Annotated in this window: 20 protein-coding genes; 8 read left to right on the top strand and 12 right to left on the bottom strand. The window is 71.5% G+C overall.

The window, feature by feature from the left end:
• Positions 1-248 precede the first annotated feature (248 nt).
• Entirely contained in the window at positions 249-1,676 is a 1,428-nt protein-coding gene (gene dnaB, locus H4696_RS34110) for a replicative DNA helicase (protein ID WP_086864088.1), read from the top strand.
• On the opposite strand, the gene H4696_RS34105 is transcribed toward dnaB, so the two are convergent.
• Positions 1,673-2,125, bottom strand: coding sequence for a MarR family winged helix-turn-helix transcriptional regulator (locus tag H4696_RS34105; protein ID WP_086864089.1), 453 nt, complete (start codon positions 2,123-2,125; stop codon positions 1,673-1,675). The genes dnaB and H4696_RS34105 overlap by 4 nt on opposite strands.
• 66 nt (positions 2,126-2,191) lie before the next feature.
• On the opposite strand from H4696_RS34105, the gene H4696_RS34100 reads away from it, so the two are divergent.
• Positions 2,192-2,578, top strand: a complete 387-nt coding sequence (locus tag H4696_RS34100; protein WP_086864090.1) for a helix-turn-helix domain-containing protein — start codon at positions 2,192-2,194, stop codon at positions 2,576-2,578.
• A gap of 68 nt (positions 2,579-2,646) precedes the next feature.
• Complete coding sequence (locus H4696_RS34095) at positions 2,647-3,417, top strand: dioxygenase family protein (RefSeq protein WP_086864091.1); 771 nt, start codon at positions 2,647-2,649, stop codon at positions 3,415-3,417.
• Positions 3,418-3,623: 206 nt separating this feature from the next.
• Here the strand turns inward: H4696_RS34095 and H4696_RS34090 are convergent, their stop codons facing one another.
• Both H4696_RS34090 and H4696_RS34085 read right to left on the bottom strand, forming a co-directional pair.
• Complete coding sequence (locus H4696_RS34090; protein WP_225955873.1) at positions 3,624-6,806, bottom strand: beta strand repeat-containing protein; 3,183 nt, start codon at positions 6,804-6,806, stop codon at positions 3,624-3,626.
• A 209-nt stretch (positions 6,807-7,015) separates the two neighbouring features.
• The gene (locus H4696_RS34085; protein WP_086864092.1) at positions 7,016-7,927 is read right to left on the bottom strand and encodes a hypothetical protein; all 912 of its coding nucleotides are present in this window, start codon (positions 7,925-7,927) and stop codon (positions 7,016-7,018) included.
• Positions 7,928-8,159: 232 nt separating this feature from the next.
• Between H4696_RS34085 and H4696_RS34080 the strand changes: the two genes are divergently transcribed.
• The 3 genes from H4696_RS34080 to H4696_RS34070 are packed head-to-tail and all read left to right on the top strand — an operon-like array spanning position 8,160 to position 11,190.
• Positions 8,160-9,401, top strand: coding sequence for an AI-2E family transporter (locus H4696_RS34080; RefSeq protein WP_086864093.1), 1,242 nt, complete (start codon positions 8,160-8,162; stop codon positions 9,399-9,401).
• Complete coding sequence (gene macS / locus H4696_RS34075; protein WP_086864094.1) at positions 9,398-10,534, top strand: MacS family sensor histidine kinase; 1,137 nt, start codon at positions 9,398-9,400, stop codon at positions 10,532-10,534. Before H4696_RS34080 ends, macS begins: the two co-directional genes overlap by 4 nt.
• Entirely contained in the window at positions 10,531-11,190 is a 660-nt protein-coding gene (locus H4696_RS34070) for a response regulator (RefSeq protein ID WP_086864095.1), read from the top strand. The genes macS and H4696_RS34070 overlap by 4 nt, the downstream gene beginning before the upstream one ends.
• Before the next feature lie 3 nt (positions 11,191-11,193).
• On the opposite strand, the gene H4696_RS34065 is transcribed toward H4696_RS34070, so the two are convergent.
• Positions 11,194-12,123 carry a hypothetical protein gene (locus tag H4696_RS34065; protein WP_338078707.1) on the bottom strand — a complete coding sequence of 310 codons (930 nt, stop codon included), beginning with the start codon at positions 12,121-12,123 and terminating at the stop codon, positions 11,194-11,196.
• Between the two features lie 201 nt (positions 12,124-12,324).
• Here H4696_RS34065 and H4696_RS34060 point away from each other — a divergent pair, with 201 nt between their 5' ends.
• Complete coding sequence (locus H4696_RS34060) at positions 12,325-12,981, top strand: DUF1707 SHOCT-like domain-containing protein (protein WP_192782681.1); 657 nt, start codon at positions 12,325-12,327, stop codon at positions 12,979-12,981.
• Between the two features lie 76 nt (positions 12,982-13,057).
• On the opposite strand, the gene H4696_RS34055 is transcribed toward H4696_RS34060, so the two are convergent.
• From H4696_RS34055 to H4696_RS34020, 8 genes are all read right to left on the bottom strand, one after another.
• Positions 13,058-14,446 (bottom strand): MFS transporter, encoded by a 1,389-nt coding sequence (locus H4696_RS34055; RefSeq protein WP_086858164.1) that lies wholly within the window; start codon positions 14,444-14,446, stop codon positions 13,058-13,060.
• A gap of 332 nt (positions 14,447-14,778) precedes the next feature.
• Positions 14,779-16,407 carry a phosphoenolpyruvate--protein phosphotransferase gene (gene ptsP, locus H4696_RS34050; protein WP_086858163.1) on the bottom strand — a complete coding sequence of 543 codons (1,629 nt, stop codon included), beginning with the start codon at positions 16,405-16,407 and terminating at the stop codon, positions 14,779-14,781.
• Entirely contained in the window at positions 16,400-17,137 is a 738-nt protein-coding gene (locus H4696_RS34045) for a hypothetical protein (RefSeq protein ID WP_086858162.1), read from the bottom strand. Before H4696_RS34045 ends, ptsP begins: the two co-directional genes overlap by 8 nt.
• 28 nt (positions 17,138-17,165) lie before the next feature.
• Complete coding sequence (locus H4696_RS34040) at positions 17,166-18,035, bottom strand: ribokinase (RefSeq protein WP_086858161.1); 870 nt, start codon at positions 18,033-18,035, stop codon at positions 17,166-17,168.
• A gap of 263 nt (positions 18,036-18,298) precedes the next feature.
• Positions 18,299-19,396 (bottom strand): hypothetical protein, encoded by a 1,098-nt coding sequence (locus H4696_RS34035; RefSeq protein WP_143265015.1) that lies wholly within the window; start codon positions 19,394-19,396, stop codon positions 18,299-18,301.
• Positions 19,397-19,422: 26 nt separating this feature from the next.
• The gene (locus H4696_RS34030; RefSeq protein ID WP_086858159.1) at positions 19,423-20,580 is read right to left on the bottom strand and encodes a WXG100 family type VII secretion target; all 1,158 of its coding nucleotides are present in this window, start codon (positions 20,578-20,580) and stop codon (positions 19,423-19,425) included.
• Between the two features lie 3 nt (positions 20,581-20,583).
• Complete coding sequence (locus H4696_RS34025; protein WP_086858158.1) at positions 20,584-20,898, bottom strand: hypothetical protein; 315 nt, start codon at positions 20,896-20,898, stop codon at positions 20,584-20,586.
• Between the two features lie 24 nt (positions 20,899-20,922).
• Positions 20,923-21,438, bottom strand: a complete 516-nt coding sequence (locus H4696_RS34020) for a YbaB/EbfC family nucleoid-associated protein (RefSeq protein WP_086858157.1) — start codon at positions 21,436-21,438, stop codon at positions 20,923-20,925.
• Between the two features lie 148 nt (positions 21,439-21,586).
• Between H4696_RS34020 and H4696_RS34015 the strand changes: the two genes are divergently transcribed.
• Entirely contained in the window at positions 21,587-21,925 is a 339-nt protein-coding gene (locus H4696_RS34015; protein ID WP_086858156.1) for a hypothetical protein, read from the top strand.

The following is a 21,925-nucleotide window of genomic DNA, read 5'->3' as shown; positions in this document are numbered from 1 at the left end:
CCCAGGTTGTCCACAGAAGGGTCCCCACCCGGAATTGCCATCCGCCTCCTGGGGGATCTAGCGTGCCGCCTCGGGCCTGTACTCACCGTGGCGCTCCGCGTGTCTGCACCAGCCGGTCGACGTTGTCGTCGATCATCGGGTGACGAGGTCCGGGTGATGGGGAAGCACGGGACGAGCCGCGTGCTTCGAGAGCGAAGATCCGGCATAATCGAACGGGTGTTCGACACGATGAGGAGGTGTCCGGGGCGGTGGCGCTGACCGACGACCGTGGTCCGATGTACGCGGAGTCCGACCCGGGTCCGAACGAGCCGCCGCCCGACGGCGGTGGCGGTGGTGGTGGCGGCGGGTTCGACCGCCAGCCGCCGCAGGACATCGCGGCCGAGCAGTCCGTGCTCGGCGGCATGCTGCTGTCCAAGGACGCGGTCGCCGACGTCATCGAGGCCCTCGGCCCCGACGACTTCTACCGGCCCGCGCACCAGGCGATCTACGACTGCATCCTCGACCTCTACGGCCGCGGCGAGCCGGCCGACCCGATCACGGTGTCGGCCGAGCTGGAGCGGCGCGGGGAGCTGGGCCGCGTCGGCGGCGCGCCCTACCTGCACACGCTGATCGCGACGGTGCCGACGGCGGCCAACGCCGGGTACTACGCGGAAATCGTCTCGGAGAAGGCGGTGCTGCGCCGGCTGGTCGAGGCGGGCACCCGGATCGTGCAGTACGGCTACGGCGCGGCCGCGGCCGACGGCGCGAACATCGACGAGGTGGTCGACCGCGCGCAGGCCGCGATCTACGACGTCACCGAGCGCCGGACCAGCGAGGACTACGTCGCGCTGGAAGAGCTGCTGCAGCCGACGATGGACGAGATCGACGCGATCGCCTCGCGCGGCGGCCAGTCCCAGGGCATCCCGACCGGGTTCACCGACTTCGACGAGCTGACCAACGGCCTGCACCCGGGTCAGATGATCATCGTCGCCGCCCGTCCCGGTGTCGGCAAGTCGACACTGGGCCTGGACTTCGCGCGCTCGGCGTCGATCCGGCACGGCCTGACCAGCGTCATCTTCTCCCTGGAAATGAGCCGGACCGAGATCGTCATGCGCATGCTCTCGGCCGAGGCGAAGATCCGCCTCGCCGACATGCGCGGTGGCAAGATGTCCGACGACGACTGGACGCGGCTGGCCCGCCGGATGAGCGAGGTCTCCGAGGCGCCGTTGTTCGTCGACGACTCGCCGAACATGACGATGATGGAGATCCGGGCCAAGGCGCGGCGGCTGAAGCAGCGCAACGACCTGAAGCTCGTCGTCCTCGACTACCTCCAGCTGATGACCTCCGGCAAGCGCGTCGAGTCGCGGCAGCAGGAAGTCTCGGAGTTCTCGCGGCAGATGAAGCTGCTGGCGAAGGAGATCGAGGTCCCGGTGATCGCGATCAGCCAGCTGAACCGTGGTCCCGAACAGCGCACGGACAAGCGCCCGATGCTGTCCGACCTGCGTGAGTCCGGCTCACTGGAGCAGGACGCCGACCTCGTCATCCTGGTCAACCGCCCGGACGCCTGGGAGCGCGACGACCCGCGCGCCGGCGAGGCGGACCTGATCATCGCCAAGCACCGTGCCGGCCCGACGGCGACGATCACCGTCGCGCACCAGCTGCACTACAGCCGTTTCGTCGACCTCTCGCACGACTAACCGAGGGCGCCGTACCCGCGGACGAACGCGGTGAGCAGGCGGCCGAAGGTGTCGCGGTCCTCGTCCGGCCAATCCGCCATGACCTCGGCGAACACCGAGCGGCGGAAGGCGTGCAGCTCGTCGAGGTGCGCCTGGCCGGCTTCGGTCGGCACGAGCACCGCACGCCGCCCGTCTCGCTGATCGGCTTCGCGGCGAAGCAGTCCCTGCTCGACCGCGCGCGCCACCAGGCGGCTCGCGCGGGGCTGGTCGACGCCCATCGCCGCGCTCAAGGCCGTCACCGTGCTGGGCTCGCCGCGGTCGCCGAGCTCCTCGACGACGTCGAGCAGTTCGTGCACCGGATCGTGCGCGCCCCGGCCCCTGGCCTTGCCGATCCGGCTCAGGGCCCGCCGCTGCTGGCTGCGGCGGATCGCGATCATGGCGCGCTCGACGTCGGCCACCGCGTCCGTCATGGTTGCTCCACCTCCGAACTACATGTACTTTTACATGTAGTTGTTCAACGACATATCGGAGTCCTCATGAAACCCCTCGGCTGGTGGCTGCGCCACCTCGACGAGCTCCTCGAGTCCTCCATGGCCCGGGTCCTCGAAGCGGAATCGCTGACCCGGCGGCACTGGCAGGTACTCAACACGATGGCCCTCGGCGCCCGCACGCCGGAGGAGGTCGACGCGGCCATGGCGCCGTTCGTCGCCGCCGAGGGCTCGATGGCCCCGAAGGTGGCCGACCTGCGCGCCCGCGGCTGGGTCGCCGAAGACGGCGCCCTCACCACGGCCGGCCGCGAGGCCCACGCCCGCGTCGAAGCACGCATCAAGGAGTTCCGCGCGAAGTCCATGGCGGGCATCGGCGACGACGACTACCGCACGACAATCCGCACGCTGGAGCGGTGCGCGGCCAACCTCGCCTGAGGAATATCCCGGGCACGTCCGGCGTCGAGTACTCTAGTAGTTGAACTTTCAAATAACTGGAGCGCTCGATGACCCGCACCCCGGTCCTCTACCTCAGCCACGGCGCCCCGCCGCTCGCCGACGACACGACGTGGACCCACCAGCTCGCGAACTGGTCGGCTGACCTGCCGAAGCCCCGCGCGATCCTCGTCGTGTCGGCGCACTGGGAGGAAGCGCCGCTGACCCTCGGCGCGACGACGACCGTGCCGCTCGTGTACGACTTCTGGGGCTTTCCCGAGCGCTACTACCAGGTGAAGTACGCGGCTCCGGGCGCACCGGAGTTGGCCGCGAAGGTCCGAAAGCTGCTTCGCTCGACGGAGACGCCGGTGCACGACGCGCCGGAGCGGGGCCTCGACCACGGCGCCTACGTGCCGCTCGTCGAGATGTACCCGGACGCCGACATCCCGGTGCTGCAGGTCTCGATGCCGTCGCTCGACCCGCGGGAGCTGTTCGACCTGGGCCGCAAGCTCGCGCCGTTGCGCGACGAAGGCGTGCTGATCGTCGGCAGCGGCTTCTTCACCCACAACCTGAGCGGCATGGCCCGCGCCACCGACGGCACCCCGCCGGCGTGGTCGGCCGAGTTCGACCACTGGGGCGACGAGGTTCTGAGCAGCGGAGACGTCGACACCCTGCTCGACTTCCGGCACAAGGCACCCGCGGCGGCGCTCGCGCACCCGCGGATCGAGCACTTCGCGCCGCTGTTCGTCTCGCTCGGCGCCAGCTCGGACGAGGGCTCCGGCCGCACCGTGATCGACGGCTTCTGGCACGGCCTGGCGAAGCGCTCCCTGCAGTTCTCCTGACTTCCCGCGGACACGAACGAACCCCAGGGGCCGGGTCGGCTCCTGGGGTTCGTCCTCTCCAGGGAAGGAGAGCCTTTTCGATGACCGCGATCGCGGGTGGGGGCGTTCCGTGCGAGGTCACCCTCGCGGCGCGGTGGAACGCCTGCCCGTGACAGCGGGGTCAGTGGCCGGGCGGGCTCTGACCGAACCCGCCCGGCAGTACCGAACTACTTGCGCTTGACCAGACCCAGCAGCTTCGCGAGGAAGCCGGTCGAGTCGAGACCCGACATGGCCGGGACCTGCGCGGCCGGGGCCGCGCTGTCCAGCACCGGCAGCTTGGCGTTCACCGGCAGGGCCGGGGCGGCCGGCAGCGCCGGGGTCACCGGGAGGGCGACCGGCAGGGCCGGGACGCCACCCAGGGCGGGCAGGGCCGGCAGCGCGACGGGCAGGCCACCGGTCGGCAGGTCGGCACGCTCGGCACCCGGCAGGGCACCCAGGGCCGGCACGGCCGGCAGGGCCGGGGCCGCGATCGGCAGGCCGGCGGTCGGCAGGTCCGCCCGCTCGGTGTGACCCGGCAGGGCCCCACCCAGCGCCGACAGCCCGGTCACCGCGGGCAGCGCCGCGGTGTTGGGCAGGGCCGGCTTCGGCATCGCCGGGACGGCGCCCAGGTGCGCCAGCTGGGTCAGCCCGGCCAGCGGGTTCCCACCGGTCGGCAGGTCGGCGCGCTCGGCGCCGAGCGGCGCGGCGGTCGGCAGCGCGGGCAGGCCCTGGGTGGGCAGCCCCGCCGTCGGCAGGCCGCTGGCGAGCCCGGTCAGCGAGGGCAGCTCGCCCGCGCCCAGCTCCGAACCTTCGACCGGGTTGGCGATCGTGTCGGCCGCTTCCGTGGCCTCGCCGTCGATGCTCGTCATGTCGGTCGCGTCGGCGGTGGCCACGCCGAGCAGCTCCAGGGGCACCCCGAAGATCTGCACCGGCGCCACGATGTCGTGGTAGAAGTTGTAGCCCGACAGGCTGGACCCGTCACCCTCGGTGGTCGGCTCGCCACCGTTCTCCGTGGTCAGCGTGTTGTCGCCGACGGCGTGCGCGACGCCGCCCGCGGTCACCGCGTCGCCGAACAGCTGCGCGATCGCGGTCACCGGCAGGTCGAGGATGTTGCCGGAGATCGCGCCTTCGACACCGGAGGTGGTGTCGTCGCCCGCGTTCTCGACCTGGGTCATGCTGGTGCCGGTGCCGGTCGCGACACCCGCGGCGCTGACCGCGTCACCGAAGACCTGCGCCACCGGCAGCGCGTCCGCGCCGACGATGTTGCCGGCCACCGCGCCACCGTCACCGTTGGTGGTGGCGTCGCCGCCGGCCTCCGACGAGGTGTCGTTGGTGCCCAGGCCGTGGCCCAGCGCCGCACCCGCGACGCCGTCGCTGAAGACCTGCGCGACACCGGCGACCGGCGCCTTCACGATGTTGCCGGTCAGCGCACCGTCCTGCCCGTCGGTGAGGGCGTCGCCGCCCGCCGAGGAGTCGGTGATGTTGTCGTTCTCACCGGTGCCGATGCCCGCGAGGGCGGCACCGCTGCCGGCGGCCAGCACCGGGAGCGAGACCGGGGCCTCGATGATGTTGCCGGCGCCGGCGCCCGCGGGGCCGTTCGCCGTGACGTCGCCGCCCGCGTTGGACGTCGTGTCGGTCGAGCCCTTGCCGTGGCCCTGGCCGACGAACGCGCCGCCGATGTTGGCGACCTGCACCGGCAGCGAAGCCGGCACGGTGCCCAGGTTGGAGCTCAGGAAGCCGTTGTCGTCGTGGGTGGAGCCACCGCCGCCACCGGAAACGACCTTGGTCTCCTCGGCCGAGCCGGAGCCCTGGCCGATGAACGAGCCGCCCACGCCGAAGACCTCGGCGGGCAGGCCGACCGGCACCTGGACGACGTTGCCCGAGCCGGACGAGTCGTTGCCCTGCGTGCCGTCGTACGCCCCGGCGGTGACCGTCTTGTCCTCGGTCGCCGTGCCGGTCGCGTTGCCGATGTGGCTGCCGCCGATGCCGAAGACCTCGGGCGCGCCCGCGGTCTGGGTGTTGACGATGTTGCCACCCAGCACGGAGTCGTTGCCCCGGGTGTAGCTGCCGTTGCCCGCGTTGGCGTCGGTGGTGTTGTCGTGTGCGGCGTTGGCCTGGCCGATGTAGGTGCCACCGATGCCGAAGGCCTCGACCGGCAGCGCGACCGACGGGTTCAGGACGTTGCCCGAGCCGCTCGCGTTGTCACCGGCGGTCTTGACGAAGCCGCCCGAGTCGACCGTGCTGGAGGAGCTGCCGGTCTCGGGGATGCCCGCCGAGGCGTTGCCGATCCACGAACCCGCGACACCCGCGACGTTCGCGATCGGGGACAGCGAGGCCGCCCCGCCGTTGCCGGACAGGAACGAGTCGTTGCCGCTCGTCTCGAGGTAGGTCGGGATGCCGAGGCTGCCCTCGCGCGTGTCCCCGGCCGTGGCGTCGGCGGAGGTGTTGCAGCCGTCGGAGTTCGACAGCGAGCCCCACACGGCGCCCGAGTTGCAGTTGAACTTGACCGGCAGGGCGATCGGCGCGCCGACCACGTTGCCCGATCCCGCGCTGTTGTCGCCGGAGCTGAACAGCGAGCCACCCGAGGTGGCGACCGTGTCGGCCGAGTAGCCGTGGCTCTGGCCGTTGCCGAGCAGGTACGACGCGGCGTTGCCGGTCACCTGCACCGGGGTGGCGAACTGGCCGGCCACCACGTTGCCGGAGAGGGCCGAGCCGTCGCCGTTGGTGTCGACGTTCCCGGTCTCGGTGGTGCTCTGGCTGGCCGACCCACCGGTCACCCGGCCGGTGCCGCCGGCGACGCCGCCGCCGTTCCCGGCGATCTGCACGGGGAGGGCCCAGTCGAGGGCGACCGCGTTGCCCGCGAGGCTGGAGTCCTCACCGGTCGTCGCGATGTCCTGGTTGTGCTCCCAGGTCTGGCTGTGGTCGCCACCCTGGACGTTCGCGTCGCCGATCACGCCGACCGCGTTGTCCACGATCTGGATCGGGACGACGACGTCGCCCGTGACCTTGTTGCCCTTGAGGTTGTTGTGGCTCGGGGTGAAGGCGCCCGCACCGTCGGCCTTGGTGACACCGCCGAGGGTGCTCTGGCTGATCGGGCTGGCTTCGTCGAGCTGCTTCGCCGCTTCGTTCGCCGCGTTGGTGACCGGCTTGGTGCTCAGCTCCGTCTGCCCGGCGGGCAGGTCCAGCTGGCCGAAGGGGGTGCCGACCGCGTTGTTGGCCTCCTGGATGGGAGCCGTCACGTTGAGGTCGAGCGGGGATGCCGGGGCGTCCGGGTTGACGTTCTCGTCGGCCGAGGCGATGCCGGTACCCAGCATCAGCAACCCACCCGTGACAAGTGCGGTCTGGAGTCCGCGCTTTGCCCACGTCTGCATGGGGTTTTTCTCCTTTATTTCGGGTTCCCTTGCGGGCTTATGGGGGTGCGCTCGTCGAAGTCGAAACGGGGTCCGAGTCGCACCCGAGGGGGAAGGAACTTCTTGCGGGCGCACAAAAGCGCACCGCCGTGTCACGGGTATTCCGCGGACGCAGGGACCGTCAGCTGAGGACGGACTCGGGCGCGTCAGCGACCCGTGAAGGGAGGTGTTCAGTCAGGAGTGACGCCGGGCTGCTCGCCCGGGGTGCGCATCGCGGTGCGCAGGCCGGCGCGGCTCATGGCCGCGACGGCGGAGTCGACGGCTTCGGTCGTCCAGAAGGGGACGCCGAAGTTGAGGCCGTCGAGGTGACCACCGGGAGCAGTGCTGCCACCCGGGGCGGTGGGGACGGACGGTGCGACCGGAAGCTGCACCGGGGTCAGCGGCGACGGCAGATCACGGTGGGAATCGCGGGACTCGCCCGCCGCACCGGTGACGTCGTGCTGAAGACCCGTCGGCATCGCGAGCGGGGCTCGCAGCGCGGCGGGGAGCTGGACGGTCGAGACGGCGACCGTGTCCGTGGTCTGGCCGACGCCGGTGGTGACCGGCTCCTGCTTCACCGGGGTGAGCCCCGGGAGCGGAACCAGGTCGCCGTGGCCGGCCGGGTCGAGCAGCTGCAGCACGTCGTGCGCCGGCTCGGGGGTGAAGGTCTGCTCGAGGACCTCGCGGGTGTCCTGCGGCTCGCGGACGATGTGCTCGACCGCGCCGAGGGTGCGCTGCGCCGGGCTCACGACAGCCTGGTCGGCGAGGTCCGAAACCGAGTCGCCGACGCGGTCGGAGACCTCGTGCTGGAGGGTGCCCGCGCACGGCTGGCTCCACGAAGTGGCGTCCTGCGCGCAGCTCGTGGTGGAGACGTCGTTCGCCGCGTCCGTCGCGCCGGTGTTCACGTCGCCGAGGCTGCCGGCCGCGGCGTCGGTGATCGGGGCGGTGCCCACCTCGACGGTGTCCGCGGAGGCGGTCGCACCGGAGATGAGCCACGCGGCGGCGGTGCCGGCGACGGCCCCGCCCAGCACGAGCAGCGCACGCGACACGAAGCGGCCGGCGCGCTTGGCGCCCTGCCCCTCGTTCGTCGCGTGGTCGGCCACTGGTGCGTCTCCTGGTGCTCGGTGGAAGTCCGGCGATGTGCCGTTGCGAGAGTGACCTAATCAAACTCGCCACGCCGCCCGCATCCTCGACACGACTTGATGCCCCCATCGTGTGAAGAACACAGCGTGCGATCGGCTTTCACGGCGGGTGATCACGGCTGGCCGTCCAGCGTGTCGGACTCGGCTCGCGGAAAGCGGCCGAATCGGACGTCGTTGCCAGTACGGTGATCCGGTGAGCCACGCGCGACGCGAAGACCCGTTCCTGCCGGAGCACGAGGACATCACCGGGCTGATCCCCCGGGGGCTGCGCATCAGCGCGGCACTGGCGTGGCGGTTCATCGTCGTGATCGCCGCGTTGTACGCCGTGGTCTGGGTGATCGGCTACCTCTCGGTGGTCGTCATCCCGCTGTCCATCGCCCTGCTGGTTTCGGCGCTCCTCGCGCCGGCGGTGCAGAAGCTGGTGGCGGTGAAGTTCCCGCGGGGGCTGGCGACGGCGATCGTGCTGATCGCCGGGCTGGCCGTGCTGGGCGGGCTGCTGACGTTCGTCATCACGCAGTTCTCCTCCGGGCTGCCGCAGCTGCAGCAGCAGGTGAACGCGAGCCTCGACCAGATCAAGAACTGGCTCCTCAACGGACCGCCGCACCTGCGCCAGGAGCAGATCCAGGACTTCATCAACCAGGCGATCGGGTTCATCCAGAACAACCAGGCGTCCATCACGACGACCGCGCTGACCACGGCGAGCACGGTCGGCGAGATCCTCACCGGCTTCCTGCTGACGCTGTTCATCACGATCTTCTTCCTCAGCGGCGGTGACGGCATCTGGACGTTCCTCGTGCGCGCCGTGCCCGGCCGGGTCCGCGCCCGCGTGGACGTCGCCGGCCGCCGCGGGTTCGCGTCGCTGGTCAGCTACGTGCGGGCGACGGCGGCGGTCGCCGTGGTCGACGCCGTCGGCATCGGCGTCGGCCTGTGGATCATGGGTGTCCCGCTGGTGATCCCGCTGGCGACGCTGGTGTTCATCGGCGCGTTCATCCCGATCATCGGCGCGGTCATCACCGGCGGTGTCGCGGTGCTGATCGCGCTGGTGACGAACGGCTTCATCGGCGCGGTGATCGTGCTGGCCATCGTGATCGGCGTGATGCAGCTGGAAAGCCACATCCTGCAGCCGCTGCTGCTCGGGCGGGCGGTGAAGCTGCACCCGCTGGCCGTGGTGCTCGCCATCACCGCCGGCCTGGTCGCGGGCGGGATCGCCGGCGCGCTGCTGGCCGTGCCGCTGCTCGCGGTGCTCAACGCCGGCGTCCGGTCGCTGCTGCACGAGACCAACCCGGACCCGGCCGAGGTGGACGTCCTCAAGGACCAGGCCGCGCAGCCGAACGACGCCGAACCCGGGGGCCCGAACGCCGAAATCGCGACGGTCGGCGAGGAGGAAGCCGCCGCTTCGACGGCCGAACCGCCGAAGCGCGACGACAAGCCGTGACCGTCCGGCGGACCCCCGATCCGATCACGCCCATGTGGCGGGGCGTGCTCGCGTTCCGCTGGCTCACGTGGGCGTTCGCCTGCGGCACCGTGATCGTCCAAAGTGGTCACTACCAGCGCGAATGGCTCGCGTGGGCGATCGTCGGCGTGATGGCGCTGTGGTCGGCCGTCAGCAGCTTCCTCTACCTGCGCGAGCGGACGCGGCCGCCGGCGCTGGTCGTCTTCGACCTGGTGTTCACGACGGCGTTGCTGCTGACCTCGCCGTGGGTGCTCAGCGACGCGCAGTTCGCCTTGAACGTCCCGCTCATCACGACGGTCTGGGCAGCGGTGCCCCCGGTCGCCGCGGGCGCCCGCTTCGGGGCGAGCGGGGGTGTGCTGGCCGGGCTGGTCGTCGGCGTGGCGACCGGGCTGGCGCGCGAGAAGTTCGACCTCGACGTCGCCCGGGACGGCGTCCTGCTCGCCGCCGCCGGCCTGCTGGTCGGCATGGCCGCGACCATGGGCCGCCGGTCCGCGGCGCGGCTGGAGCAGGCGCTGCGGAAGGAAGCGGCGACGGCCGAGCGGGAACGGCTGGCCCGGTCGATCCACGACAGCGTGCTGCAGGTGCTCGCCCGGGTCCGCAAGCGCGGCAACGAGGTCGGCGGTGAAGCGGCGGAGCTGGCGCGGCTGGCCGGTGAGCAGGAGATCGCGCTGCGGTCGCTGGTGACGACCGAGCCGCTGACGCCGAACGACAGCGGCACGTTGAGCCTGCGCGCGGCGCTGCAGCTGCTGGCGACGTCGTCGGTGCAGGTCTCGACGCCGGCGGACGACGTCGAGCTGCCCGCGCACGTGACCGAGGAGCTCGTCGCCGTCACCCGCGAAGCACTGGCGAACGTCGAGAAGCACGCGGGCCCCGGCGCGCACGCGTGGGTGCTGCTGGAGGACCTCGGCAGTGACGTCGTGGTGAGCATCCGCGACGACGGACCGGGCATTCCGGACGGCGTTCTCGAGCGAGCGGCAGCGGAAGGGCACCTCGGCGTGGTGGAATCCATCCGGGGGCGGGTCCGCGATCTCGGGGGGAGCGCGACCCTCGACACCGCGCCCGGGCAGGGCACGGAGTGGGAGGTCAGGGTGCCGAGCACGAGGGGTGCGAAATGAGCGAGCCGCGGATTTCGGTCATGGTGGTCGACGACCACCCGATCTGGCGCGACGGGGTGGCCCGCGACCTGACCGAGCACGGCTTCGACGTGAAGGCGACCGCGCCGGACGCCGACGCCGCGCTGCGCATCGCGCGGACCGTCCGGCCGGACGTCGTGCTGATGGACCTCAACCTCGGCACCACCTCGGGCGTGGACGCCACCCGGGAGATCACCGCGGCGCTCCCGTCGACGAAGGTGCTGGTGCTCTCGGCGAGCGGCGAGCACAAGGACGTCCTGGAGGCGGTGAAGGCCGGCGCGTCCGGTTACCTGGTCAAGTCGGCGTCCGCCGCGGAGCTGGTGGACGCCGTGCACCGGACCGCGGCCGGCGACCCGGTGTTCACCGCCGGGCTGGCCGGGCTGGTGCTCGGCGAGTACCGGCGGATGGCCGACGCCGGCGACACTGCAGGGGCCGAGCCGCCCCGGCTGACCGAACGCGAAACCGACGTCCTGCGCCTGGTCGCGAAGGGGCTGACCGCCCGGCAGATCGCCGAGCGGCTGGTGCTGTCGCACCGGACGGTGGAGAACCACGTGCAGTCGACGCTGCGGAAGCTGCAGCTGCACAACCGCGTCGAGCTGGCCCGCTACGCGATCGAGCACGGCCTCGACGGGGAGTGACCCTCACGGGAGGACGGCGAGGCCCGACCAGTCGCTCGACGGGAGCGTGGCCGCGCCGAGGCGCCACCGCGGCTCGCCGGGGTGCCAGGCCCCGATGACGCCGTCGGCGAGCACGAGGTCGCCGTGCTCGGTCCAGTCGAGACCGCCGTTGCGCTTGAGGTGCTCGGTCACGTACGGCATGCCCGGGGCGTGTTCCCAGGTCAGCGTCTCCGTGCGGAGCAGCCAGACGTCCCGGACCTGCGTGCTCGTGCCGCGGTAGGCCGCGTTCGCGAAGTCGACCGCGATCAAGCTGCCCTCACGCGAAGCGACGACGGTCGGCTGGCCGCCGATCGACGGCCTGCTCAGCTGCTTGCGGCCCCGATCGCGCAGGTCGACGAGGGTGAGGTCGGTCAGGCCGTCGAGCAGCATCCGGTCCCCGGCGACGGCGAGGATGCGCGGCGCCTGCTCGACCGTGCGGCCGGTCGCCGGGTCGATCAGCGCGTCGGTGGACTCGGCGGTGCCGGAGTTGATGGTGATCAGCAGGCCGTGCGCGGTTTCGGCGCGGACCTGGGTGCGGCAGCTGGCGGACTGGCCCCGGTCGGGCTCGCCACCGGCCAGTGGGACGTGCTCGAGCCGGCAGTCGTCCGGCGCGTCCTGCCGGATCAGCCAGACGCCCTCGCCGGCGGCGTCCGGCGCGACCGACCAGGCGCGGCCGAGGGACCGCGGCGGGGTCGACGGGCCGGTGTAGCCGAGGATTTCGAACGGCTCGGTGTTGTGGGTGTCGAGCGGGTACGCGGTCAGGACGGCGCTCTTCCCGACCCGGAGCACGCTCAGCCCGACGTCACCCCCGGGGTAGCCGGGCGGCGTGGCGGCGGTACCACGGTCGGCGTCGAAGAGGGTGGGGCCGGCGGTGGGGAGCAGCGCCGTGACCCCGATCCCGCCGGTCGCGCGCACGCCGGTGAGGCCTTCCGGCAGCGGCGGAGGAGTCGTGGGTGCCGGGGTGGCCGTGGTCGACGGCGGTGGCGGCGGGGCGTCTTCGCCGGTGCACCCGGACAGGAGGACCAGCGCCGCGCAGACGGCGGCACCGCGAACTACGGGTCCGTTCAGGGTTTTCCCCCGATCTGCGCGGTGAAAACCGGTTCTACCATCAGGACCATGGGCGAGGAAGAGAACGCGGCGGCCGAGCGGGCCACCGAAACCAAGCCGTTGAGCGAGCGCGATCTGCGGGTCTCCGACGACGAGCGCGAACACGTCGTCGGCGTGCTCCAGAAGGCGATCGGCCGCGGCATGATCGACCTCGACGAGTTCACCGAGCGGACCGACCGCGCGCTGGCTTCGAGGACACGCGGCGAGCTGAACGCGGTGCTGGCCGACCTCGCGGGCCTGTACCACCCGGCCGCGGCCGTCGCCGCCGCTCCGGCGTACGCGCCGCCGCCGGTGGGCTACGCGCCGGGCCGGCGGTTCGAGCTCAACGCGAAGTACTCCTCGCTGCACCGCGGCGGCCCGTGGGTGGTGCCGTCCGAGCTGGTCGTCCGCAACAAGTACGGGTCGACGAAGCTGGACTTCACCGAGGCCCAGGTCCAGTCGCCGGTGGTGCACATCGAGCTGGACGCCAAGTGGGGTTCGGTCGAAATCATCATCCCCGAGCACGCGGCGGTGGACCTCAACTCGATCAGCGACGTCAAGTTCGGCGCGATGGAGGACAAGACGCGCAGCAACGGCCGCATGGGCAACCCGCGCTACGTGCTGAGCGGCCGCGTCCACGGCGGTTCGCTGGTCATCCGGCACCCGCGGCGCGGGCTCTTCGGCTAGCCGGGGTCCCTCTGCCCCCGGCGTCAAGGAGGCCTCCCCGCCCAGGCATCGGGCGGGGAGGCCTTCGCTTTGTCAGTCAGGCGGTCCGCAGGTTCTTCGCGACGAACCGCACGAGCACGGCGAAGGCGACGGCGGCGAGCGCGGCGACGACGTGCAGCCCGCTGGCGAGCCCGTAGGACCGGGCGACGGCGCTGCCCAGCGTCCCGACGGTCGCCAGACCGAGCGAGTAACCGAACTCGTTGACGGTCTGCGCGAGCGCGGAAGCGGCCCCGGCCTTGCGCACGGGAACCGAGCCGACGACGAGATCGGTCCCCAGCGCGACCATCGGCCCGACCCCCAGCGACGTCACGGCGAACCCGAGCGCGGGCCAGCCGGGACCCCCGCCCGGCTCGACGAAGGCCAGAACGGTCATCCCGGCCGCGGCGAGCGCGACCCCACCGGCGATCAGCACCCGCGGCTTGATGTGGCGAGCGAGCACGGGCGCGGCGAGGAAGCTGACGGTCGAGGCGGCCATCCCCGGCAGCAGCCCGAGCGCGGCCCCCACCGGCGAGAGCTGCTGCGCGATCTGGAAGAACTGCGCGACGAACAGCATCGTGGTGCCGCCGAGCACGCTGAACAGGAGCATCCCGCCGAGCGCGGTGCAGAACGCCTTCGACGCGAAGAGGCTGAAGTCGACGAGGGGCTCTTCGAGCATCCGCTGCCGCTTGACGAAGACGTACCCGACGATGCCGCCGGCGATCAGGGCGAGCACGGGGGTGAGGTGGACGCCGTCGCGAGCGAGTTCTTTGACGCCGTAGACGGCGGGCAGGATGGCGGCGAGCGAGAGCCCGACGCTGGGAAGGTCGAGTCGTCCGGCGGTTTCGTCGCGGTATTCGGGCAGCAGCTTCGGGCCGATGACCAGCAGCAGGACCATGGCGGGAACGCCGAGCAGGAAGACCGAGCCCCACCAGAAGTGCTCCAGCATGAAGCCCCCGACCACCGGCCCGACGATCGCCCCGACGGTGAAACACCCGGCCCAGATCCCGATCGCCTCGGCCCGCTGCCGCGGGTTCACGAACATCGCCCCGATCAGCGAAAGCGTCGAAGGAGCGAGCGTCGCCCCGGCGACCCCGAGCGCGGCCCGCGCGGCGATGAGCATCCCGGCACTGGTGGAGAAGGCGGCGACGACGGAGGCAACACCGAAGGCGGCGGCGCCGATCAGCAGGAGCTTCCGCCGCCCGATGCGGTCGCCGAGCGTCCCCATGGTGACCATGAACCCGGCGACCATGAAGCCGTAGGTGTCCATGATCCAGAGCTGTTCGGTCCCGTCGGCGTGCAGGCTGACGGCGAGCTTCGGCAGCGCGAGAACGAGGACGAAGACGTCGAGCGAGACGAGCAGAGCCGGCAAGGCCAGCACGGCCAGCCCGACCCACTCCCGGCGCCCGGCCCTGACTTCGGCGACCGGAGCGGAGATGGTGGCGGTCATGAGAGGTCCTCTCGGCTCGACTGGGTTCTTCACCTGTTCGTCGAGCGGGAGGAGCCGGGATCGACATTCCCGGGGAGATTTGTAGGCCGGGGTTGTCCACACCCCTCGAACAATGTGGACAACCCCGTGCGCCCAGGTTCGCACAACCCGGCACGGTCGGTGATGACCGATAAACTGAAAGTGGGGGGCGCCCCTGCGGGTCTGGTTGGTTTTTGGCTGGTGCGAGCCGCGGCGCGTTTCGGACGTCGGTGGGCGCGTTGGGCCAGCTCGCCTCGGCGAAGTCGCGCACTCCACCGGGCGAGCTGCTGCTGAGCCGCCTCGCTACCCGCCGATCAGGGGCGAGCGGCCGCGCGGGCTGCGGCCGGGTCCGATGTGGCCAGTGCGGCCTCGGCCAGGGCTTCGCACTCGGCGAGCGTCGTCGCGGCGAGGCTGGCGCCGACCGTGCGGATCGCCGGGGCGTTCATCGACAGGCTCGTCAGGCCCAACCCCGCCAAGACCAAAGCCAGGCGCGGGTCCGCGGCCGCTTCGCCGCAGACGCCCGCTGGTTTGCCCGTGGCCTTGGCCGCGTCGCCGATCAGCTTCAGCAGGCGCAACAGCCCCGGCTGCCAGGGGTCGTTGAGCTTCGCGACCGCGCCGAGCTGACGGTCCGCCGCGAAGGTGTACTGGGCCAGGTCGTTCGTGCCGACCGAGACGAAGTCGACCGCCTCGAGGATCTCGCGGGCGCTCAGCGCCGCCGCCGGGATCTCGATCATCACGCCCGCCCGGGGGATGCCCGCCGCGCGGACGCGGTCGGCGAACCAGGCGGCTTCCTCGACCGTCGCGACCATCGGGGCCATCACCGAGACCTCGGCGCCCGAGTCTTCGGCCGCTCCCGCGATCGCTTCGAGCTGGCGGTCGAGGACCTCGGGGCGGTCGAACGCCACGCGGAGCCCGCGGACGCCGAGCGCCGGGTTGGGCTCGGCTTCCGGGGAAAGGAAGGCCAGCGGCTTGTCGGCGCCCGCGTCCAGCGTGCGGACGATCACCGGCTTGCCGCGGAACGGGGCGAGCACCGCGGTGTACGCGGCGCGCTGGTCGGCGACCGACGGCTCGTCCGCGGCGTCGAGGTAGCAGAACTCGGTGCGGAACAGGCCGACGCCCTCGGCGCCCGCGTCCGCCGCGGCCTGGGCGTCGGCCGGGGAGCCGACGTTGCCGTAGACCTTCACGCGGTGGCCGTCGGCCGTCGCGCCCGTGCCGTTCCATTCGGCGAGCTGGGCGACCGTCGCCGTGACGACCGGCGCCGACGGGTCCGCGACCTCGACCACGCCCGTGTCGCCGTCGACCGCAAGCGCTTGCGCGTCCAGTGCCAGGAGCCCGCGCACCGCGACGACGGCCGGGATGCCGAGCGCGCGCGCCAGGATCGCGGTGTGGCTGGTCGGGCCCCCTTCCTCGGTGACCAGGGCGAGGACCTTGTCCGGGTCGAGACCCGCGGTGTCGGCCGGGGCGAGGTCGCGGGCGACCAGCACGGCCGGCGACGTCAGTTCGGGCACGCCCGGGGGCGCGATGCCGAGCAGCTCGGCGATCAGGCGGTCACGCACGTCGCGGACGTCGCGGACGCGTTCCGCCATGTACCCGCCGGCCGCGGCCAGCGCTTCGGCGAAGCCCTCGGCGGCCTGGTAGACGGCGCGCGCGGCGGGCAGCCCCTGCGTCTTGACCAGCTGTTCCGCCTGTGCGGCGAGCGCGGGGTCGGCGGCCATCGCGGCGGTCGTGATCAGGATCGTCGCCGCTTCGCCGGTCGCGGTCTCGGCCTGTTTCTCCAGGCGGCCGGCGACGACGGTGGCGGCGGGCGCGATCCGGGCGGCCTCGGCGGCCGGATCGGCCGGAGCCGGGGTGGCGGCGGGCTCGCCGAGCGGCTCCGCGACGCGGACGACGGGACCACTGGCACGGCCGGGGCTGACGGCGACCCCGGACAGAGAGTCAGACATGGTCTAGACCATAGCTCAGATACGTCTGAATATCTCGTGGTGGCGGGCACAAACCGCGTTGCTTGACCTGTTCGAGCACCGGCCCGACCTCCTCGCGCCACCACGCTTCGGCCAGTTCGCCGCGGCTGCGGACCGGCCGTCCGGCCAGCATACGGCGGAATCCCCAGGCCTCGGCCGAGTCGGCGAGCCGGAACCAGTCGGCCGGGTCGTCGAGCCACAGCCCGAGGCGGACGTCGTCGGGCAGCGGCACGCGCTCGAGGAACATCCGCTCGGCGGTCTTCGACGGCAGGTCGGCGAGCGTCAGGCAGCGCAGCGCGCAGGCGACCGTGCTGATCCAGCGGACCCGCGCGCGGATCACCCGGGCACCGCGGGCGCGCGCGATGGCGACGCGGTGGTGGCCGTCCTCGACGAAGAACATGTCGGACAGCCGCACGAGCCGCACCGGCGGCAGGTCCGCCGACGTCCGCGTCAGGTGCTCCCAGCGTTCGCGCAGCGCGCGGTTGCGCGGCCGGAACTCGCGGTCGAAATCCCCGGCGCGGGCCACCGTGCCGACGACGCCCTCCAGCGGCACGTCGCAGACGCCTTCGTCGAGTTCGGTCTGCTTGCCGAGCGCCTGGAGCGTTTCGGCGAGCGGCATGATCGCGAGGCGGTCCGGCCGTCTCGCCTCGGCGATCGCCCTCAGCTGGGCGGCGTAGCCGCGCCACCAGGCCGAACCGAACGAATCGCCCATGTGACGGGCAACACGCGCGGCGGCGCGATCATTCCCCCAGGTCGGCGGCGGTCGGGTAGGACGGCTGGGCACCGGGCCGCGTCACGCTGAAGGCGGCGACCCGCACCGCGCGCCCGGCCGCCGTGACCAGGTCTTCGCCCTCGGCGAGGGACGCGGCGAGCGCACCCGCGAACGCGTCCCCCGCGCCGGTGGTGTCGACCGCCTCGACCTGCGGCGACGCGATCTCGGTGAGCCCGCCGGCTTCGACGACGACCGCGCCGGCCGCCCCGAGCGTGACGACGGCGGCCCGTGGCCCGAGACCGAGCAGCTTCCCGAAGTCACCGCCGGGCCCGGTCAGCCACGCGGCTTCGTGCTCGTTGACCAGCAGGACGTCGAGCTTGGCCAGCGTGGCGGGCGATAGCTTCGCCGCGGGTGACAGGTTCAGCAGCACCTTGACGCCGTGTTCGGCGGCCCGCGCAACAGCGTGCTCGACGGTCGGCAACGGCACCTCGAGGGAAAGGACGACGACCTCCACCCCGTCGAAGACGGCGTCGACGTCGCCGGGTTCCAGGCTCGAGTTGGCGCCGGGGGAGACGAGGATCGAGTTCTCGCCGTCCGGCGTGACGGTGATGTAGGCGATCCCGGTCGGCCGGTCGCTGGTGCGCACGAGCCCGGTGTCGACGCCGGCGGCGCGCAGCGAGCCGAGCAGCAACCGGCCGTAGGGATCGTCGCCGACGGCGCCGAGCAGCGCTACGTCCGCGCCGAGCCGGCCGGCGGCGACCGCGGTGTTGGCACCCTTGCCACCCGGCGAGAGCACGGTGTCCCCGCCCAGCACGGTCTCCCCACCGCCCGGCCGCCGATCCACCGCGACGACGAGGTCGGCGTTGGCGGATCCCACAACGAGCACGTCGGAGTTCATGTCCGCACTGTGCCACGAAACCGGTCCGGGCCAGGTCAGGACCGGCGGGCAAGGGGAAAGTGAAGGTTTTTGTAACTTATCCGGGGCTGAGTGCGACAATCATGCGAGCAGCGGATGCCCGTCACTCGATCGGGGGATGTCCGTCCCCCGGCCGTCACTTCGCGGACCGGTCCCGCTCTCCAGGTGCGTCATCACGCTCGACGTGGTGGTGACGTTGCCCCAACCGGCGCGAGCCGGGCAGGGCATCGGGTCGCCGGCGCCGATCACGTAGCCCCCCGAGTGATCGGCGTCGGCGGCGCCCCGCCCCCTCCGACGGTCAACACGACGTCGCGGGGCAGCAAGGTGGGCGCGCACCTGCCGAACTTCCGCGCCGCCGCGGGGCTCAACGGCCGCGGCAGGCGGTACCAGCCATCGCTCAGGGCAAGGTCCTCGGCGTCGCCGTGGCGCAGCGGGAAATCGAGGTCGGTCGGCCGGAACTCCAGGTGACCGTTCGCGAGCCGGAGTTCGGCGACTTCGCGCCAGCCCAATTCGAACTTCCGGTAGTACGTCTTCCACCGGAAACCCACGTTCGACAGCCGCAGATCAGCTCGGTGCTCGCGCTTGCGGCTGTTGAACTCGAAGGCGTGGACGACACCGGCGAGCACGATGACCGCGCCCCCCAGAATCCGGCAGATGGTGTGCAGGAAGCCGGGCGGCCCGAACTCGGCTGCCACGTACGCCCCGATGCCGAGCATGGCCATGGCGAAGTCGAAGAACCACACCTTCCGGCGGTCCCAGCCGTTGACGTGGATGCTCACGTGGTCCAGCTCGGGCACGGTCGCCGCGACGGGGACGAACCGGTCCACCCGGGTCGACGGAGGTGCCGGCTCGGGCACCACCGGGGTGACCGGCCGTTCGACGACTCCGGCGAACTTGCCGGCGATCTCGCGGACGCGGCCGGCTTCGGTGTCCGACAGCGTGATCCCGGGTACCAGCCACTGACCCCCGGCCACCGGGGTGAGTCCTCGGTGGCGCTCCGCGAACCGGGGATCGGCCGGCTCGAGGACGACCCGGAAGGAGTGTTCGCGGCCCGGCTCGGCCGGAACGGCGACGGCTGCCAGTTCGTCCCAGCGCGCTGCCCAGACGACGCCGCCGACGATGCGCGAGATTCCCGACGCGTCGAAAACGAGCTCGTTCACCACGGGTTCGGGTAGCGAGCGGAAGACCAAGATCAGACCCAGCAGCCCGAAGCCCCCGCCAAAGATGCAGCCGGCCACTCGCGGGCTTTGCTGTGACGCCGACAAACCCAGCCAGACGATCCCGGCGCCGATGGCGAGGAGTACCCCGGCCTGGACCCAGTGCCGTCCGGCTGTCCGCGACACGACGAAACGGTCGCTGTCCGGCGCGGTCACTCGATCGACCCCGAAATCCGCTGCGAACCCGGCTGTTCGAACACCGGCGGCTGGACGGTCGTCTGCTTCTCCGTCGACTCGTCGTCGTCCCCGCTCGTCCAGTCGTCGATCCCTTCGGCCTTCTTCTTCCGTGACTCCTTGCCCCACTCCTTCTTGGCGTCGTCCCACAAGTCCTTGCGGAAGTTCTCTCCGAACTTCTCGCCGAACTCCTCCCGGGCGTCGTCCCGGAACTCCTTGCCGACGTCCTTGAGGTTCTCGCCGATCGACTTGTCCGACGAGACGATGTCCTTCCACTTCCGGCGATCGGGACGTTCCTCGCGGACCTTGTCGAGGAACGTCCGGGTATCGCGCGGTTCGTTCTTGATCAGTCCGCCGACCTTCTTCAGCGGGCCGGGCAGGCTTTCCGCGCCACGCTTCAGCGCGCCCTTGACCCGCCGGAAGATGTCACTGATGCGGTGGAACAGCTCCTGCGCCTTCTTGAAGGCCTTCAGCAGCTTCTTGATCCACTCCATGCACTTGCTGCCGGTTTTGACGGCTTCCGCGGTGCCCTCGGTGGCCATACCCGCCGGCAGGGCCGGACCGGGGTAGCGGCAGGCGATGCTGATGAGCTTCCCGACGCATTCGGAAATGAGGTCACGCACGATCGAGCGCACGACACTCAAGATCGTTTTGCAGATGTCGACCAGCTTCGAGATCGCGTTGGCCCCGGTCGCCACGCCGGCATACGTCGCCGCGCGATCTTCGGCGAAGGCGCGATAAGCGTCCGCCGAGGCGCCTTCCCATCCCGCGCTGTCCTTCTTGACGGTGTCCTGGAGGTCGGTGCTGATCTTCTCCAGTTCCTTGCCAACGTTCTCCCAGGTCCCGACCATGTTCTCCAGGGCGACCTGATCGCCCGTGAGCCAGTCGAGCGGCTCCCTCAGCCACGGGAAGAACTCCATCGCCCACCCGACGGCGGCCGAAGCCAGTGTCCCGATCGGATCCGCGACGAGTTCCGCGATCCCGCCTGCCCCGAACGCCGCGTTCACCAGGCCTTCGGTCCAGTTGCCGTCGGCGACGGCGGTGCCCGCGTCCCAGAAGTCCTGGAAGAGACCGGCGCCTTCGAGCGCACTGCGGTCGTCCGCCGCGTCCGTCTTGATCAACGGGTTGTCGGCCACAGCTCAGTCCTCCACCTTGAACAGGTCCTTGAACTCCGCTTCGTCGGCTTCCTTCAGCTGCTGCCAGAGCTGGATGCGGGTCGAATGGTCGTACGACGACGTCGACGCCGATTCGATCGCGATCTCCGCCACCTGCTGGGCGATCGCGCAGATCGCCGCGAGCGGGATGCCGAGCAGGCCGAACGCTTCGGGATGCTCGGTCGCGCGGGCGGCTTCCTTGCACTTGTCGATCCGGTCGGTGATCGCCTCGATGTTCTCGCGGTGTTTCTGCAGCTCCTGCGGGTCGACCGCGAAGCCAGGGCCGCCTGGTCCGGCCATGATTCCCCCTCCCTCGCCCGCGCGTCAGCGCAGATAATCGCCGTCGCTGAAGTAGTCGTCGTCGTGACCTTCGGACGACGGGCGCGGCGCGCGCGGCGGCGGTTTCGGTGCCGGAGCCGCCTGCCGCTCCTCTTCCGGCACGAACCGGTCGCCATAGTCGCGAGGCGAAGCCGGTGGCGGGGTGAAGCCTTCCGGTTCAGGTGCCGGGAACGCCTGCTCGAGGCGGCTGACCAGCTGGTTCATCACCTCGGGCCCGACCGGGTCGGTGACGCCGGTGCGCATCGCCGCGGCGAGTTTGCTCTGGGCCGCCTTGACGGTGCGGAGGATCTCTCCGGCGAGGTCCGGCTTGTCCCGCACGCTCAAGCCGATCTCCAGATCGACGAGGTTCCCGGCGTGGTCGACCTTCACCCCGATCTGGCCGTCCTTGCTGCGCTCGGAAACCGAGACCGCTTCGATCTCGCCGACCATTCGCTCGGCCTTGCGCTGGGACTCCGCCATCCGGGACTCGAAGTCCGCGATCAGTTGCTCAGGATTCGACACGCGAACCTCCCCGTTCACGTCGGTAACCGTACGGCGACCGAGTGTGGCACACCGGTCCGACAGATTCGGCGGACTTCCGGTTTTCCCCACCCTTCCGGGCGGTAAGCCCGGTGTTCACGCTGGTCAGCGGCTCGTAGCGTGCTTTTCCATGAACATCTCCGACTGGAAGCGGACGATCTACGGGCTCCTCGCGCTGCCCGCGTACCTGGCCGGTCCGAAAGCGCGGACGCGGCTCGCGCGGCGGTGGCTCGGCGCCGAGCCGAAACCGGGGGCGTTGCCGGCCTGCGTGGCGTCGTTCCCGATCGCCTTGCTGATCTGGTACCTCGTCGGCCGGATCGCGACCTTCGGGTTCTTCTGGACCGAGGCCGGGGCCGCCGGGTCCTGGGGCGGGCCCTCGCTGATCGGGGCGTGGGTCGTGCACTTCTTCGCCGCGCTCGGCATGACCGTCGTGTGCATGTGGGTGCTGCGGCCGCTGGCGCGCCGGTAG

Source organism: Amycolatopsis lexingtonensis (assembly GCF_014873755.1).
GTDB classification, from domain to species: domain Bacteria; phylum Actinomycetota; class Actinomycetes; order Mycobacteriales; family Pseudonocardiaceae; genus Amycolatopsis; species Amycolatopsis lexingtonensis.
Note: the sequence above shows the minus strand (reverse complement) of the source record. Positions and strands in the feature narration are given on the sequence as shown.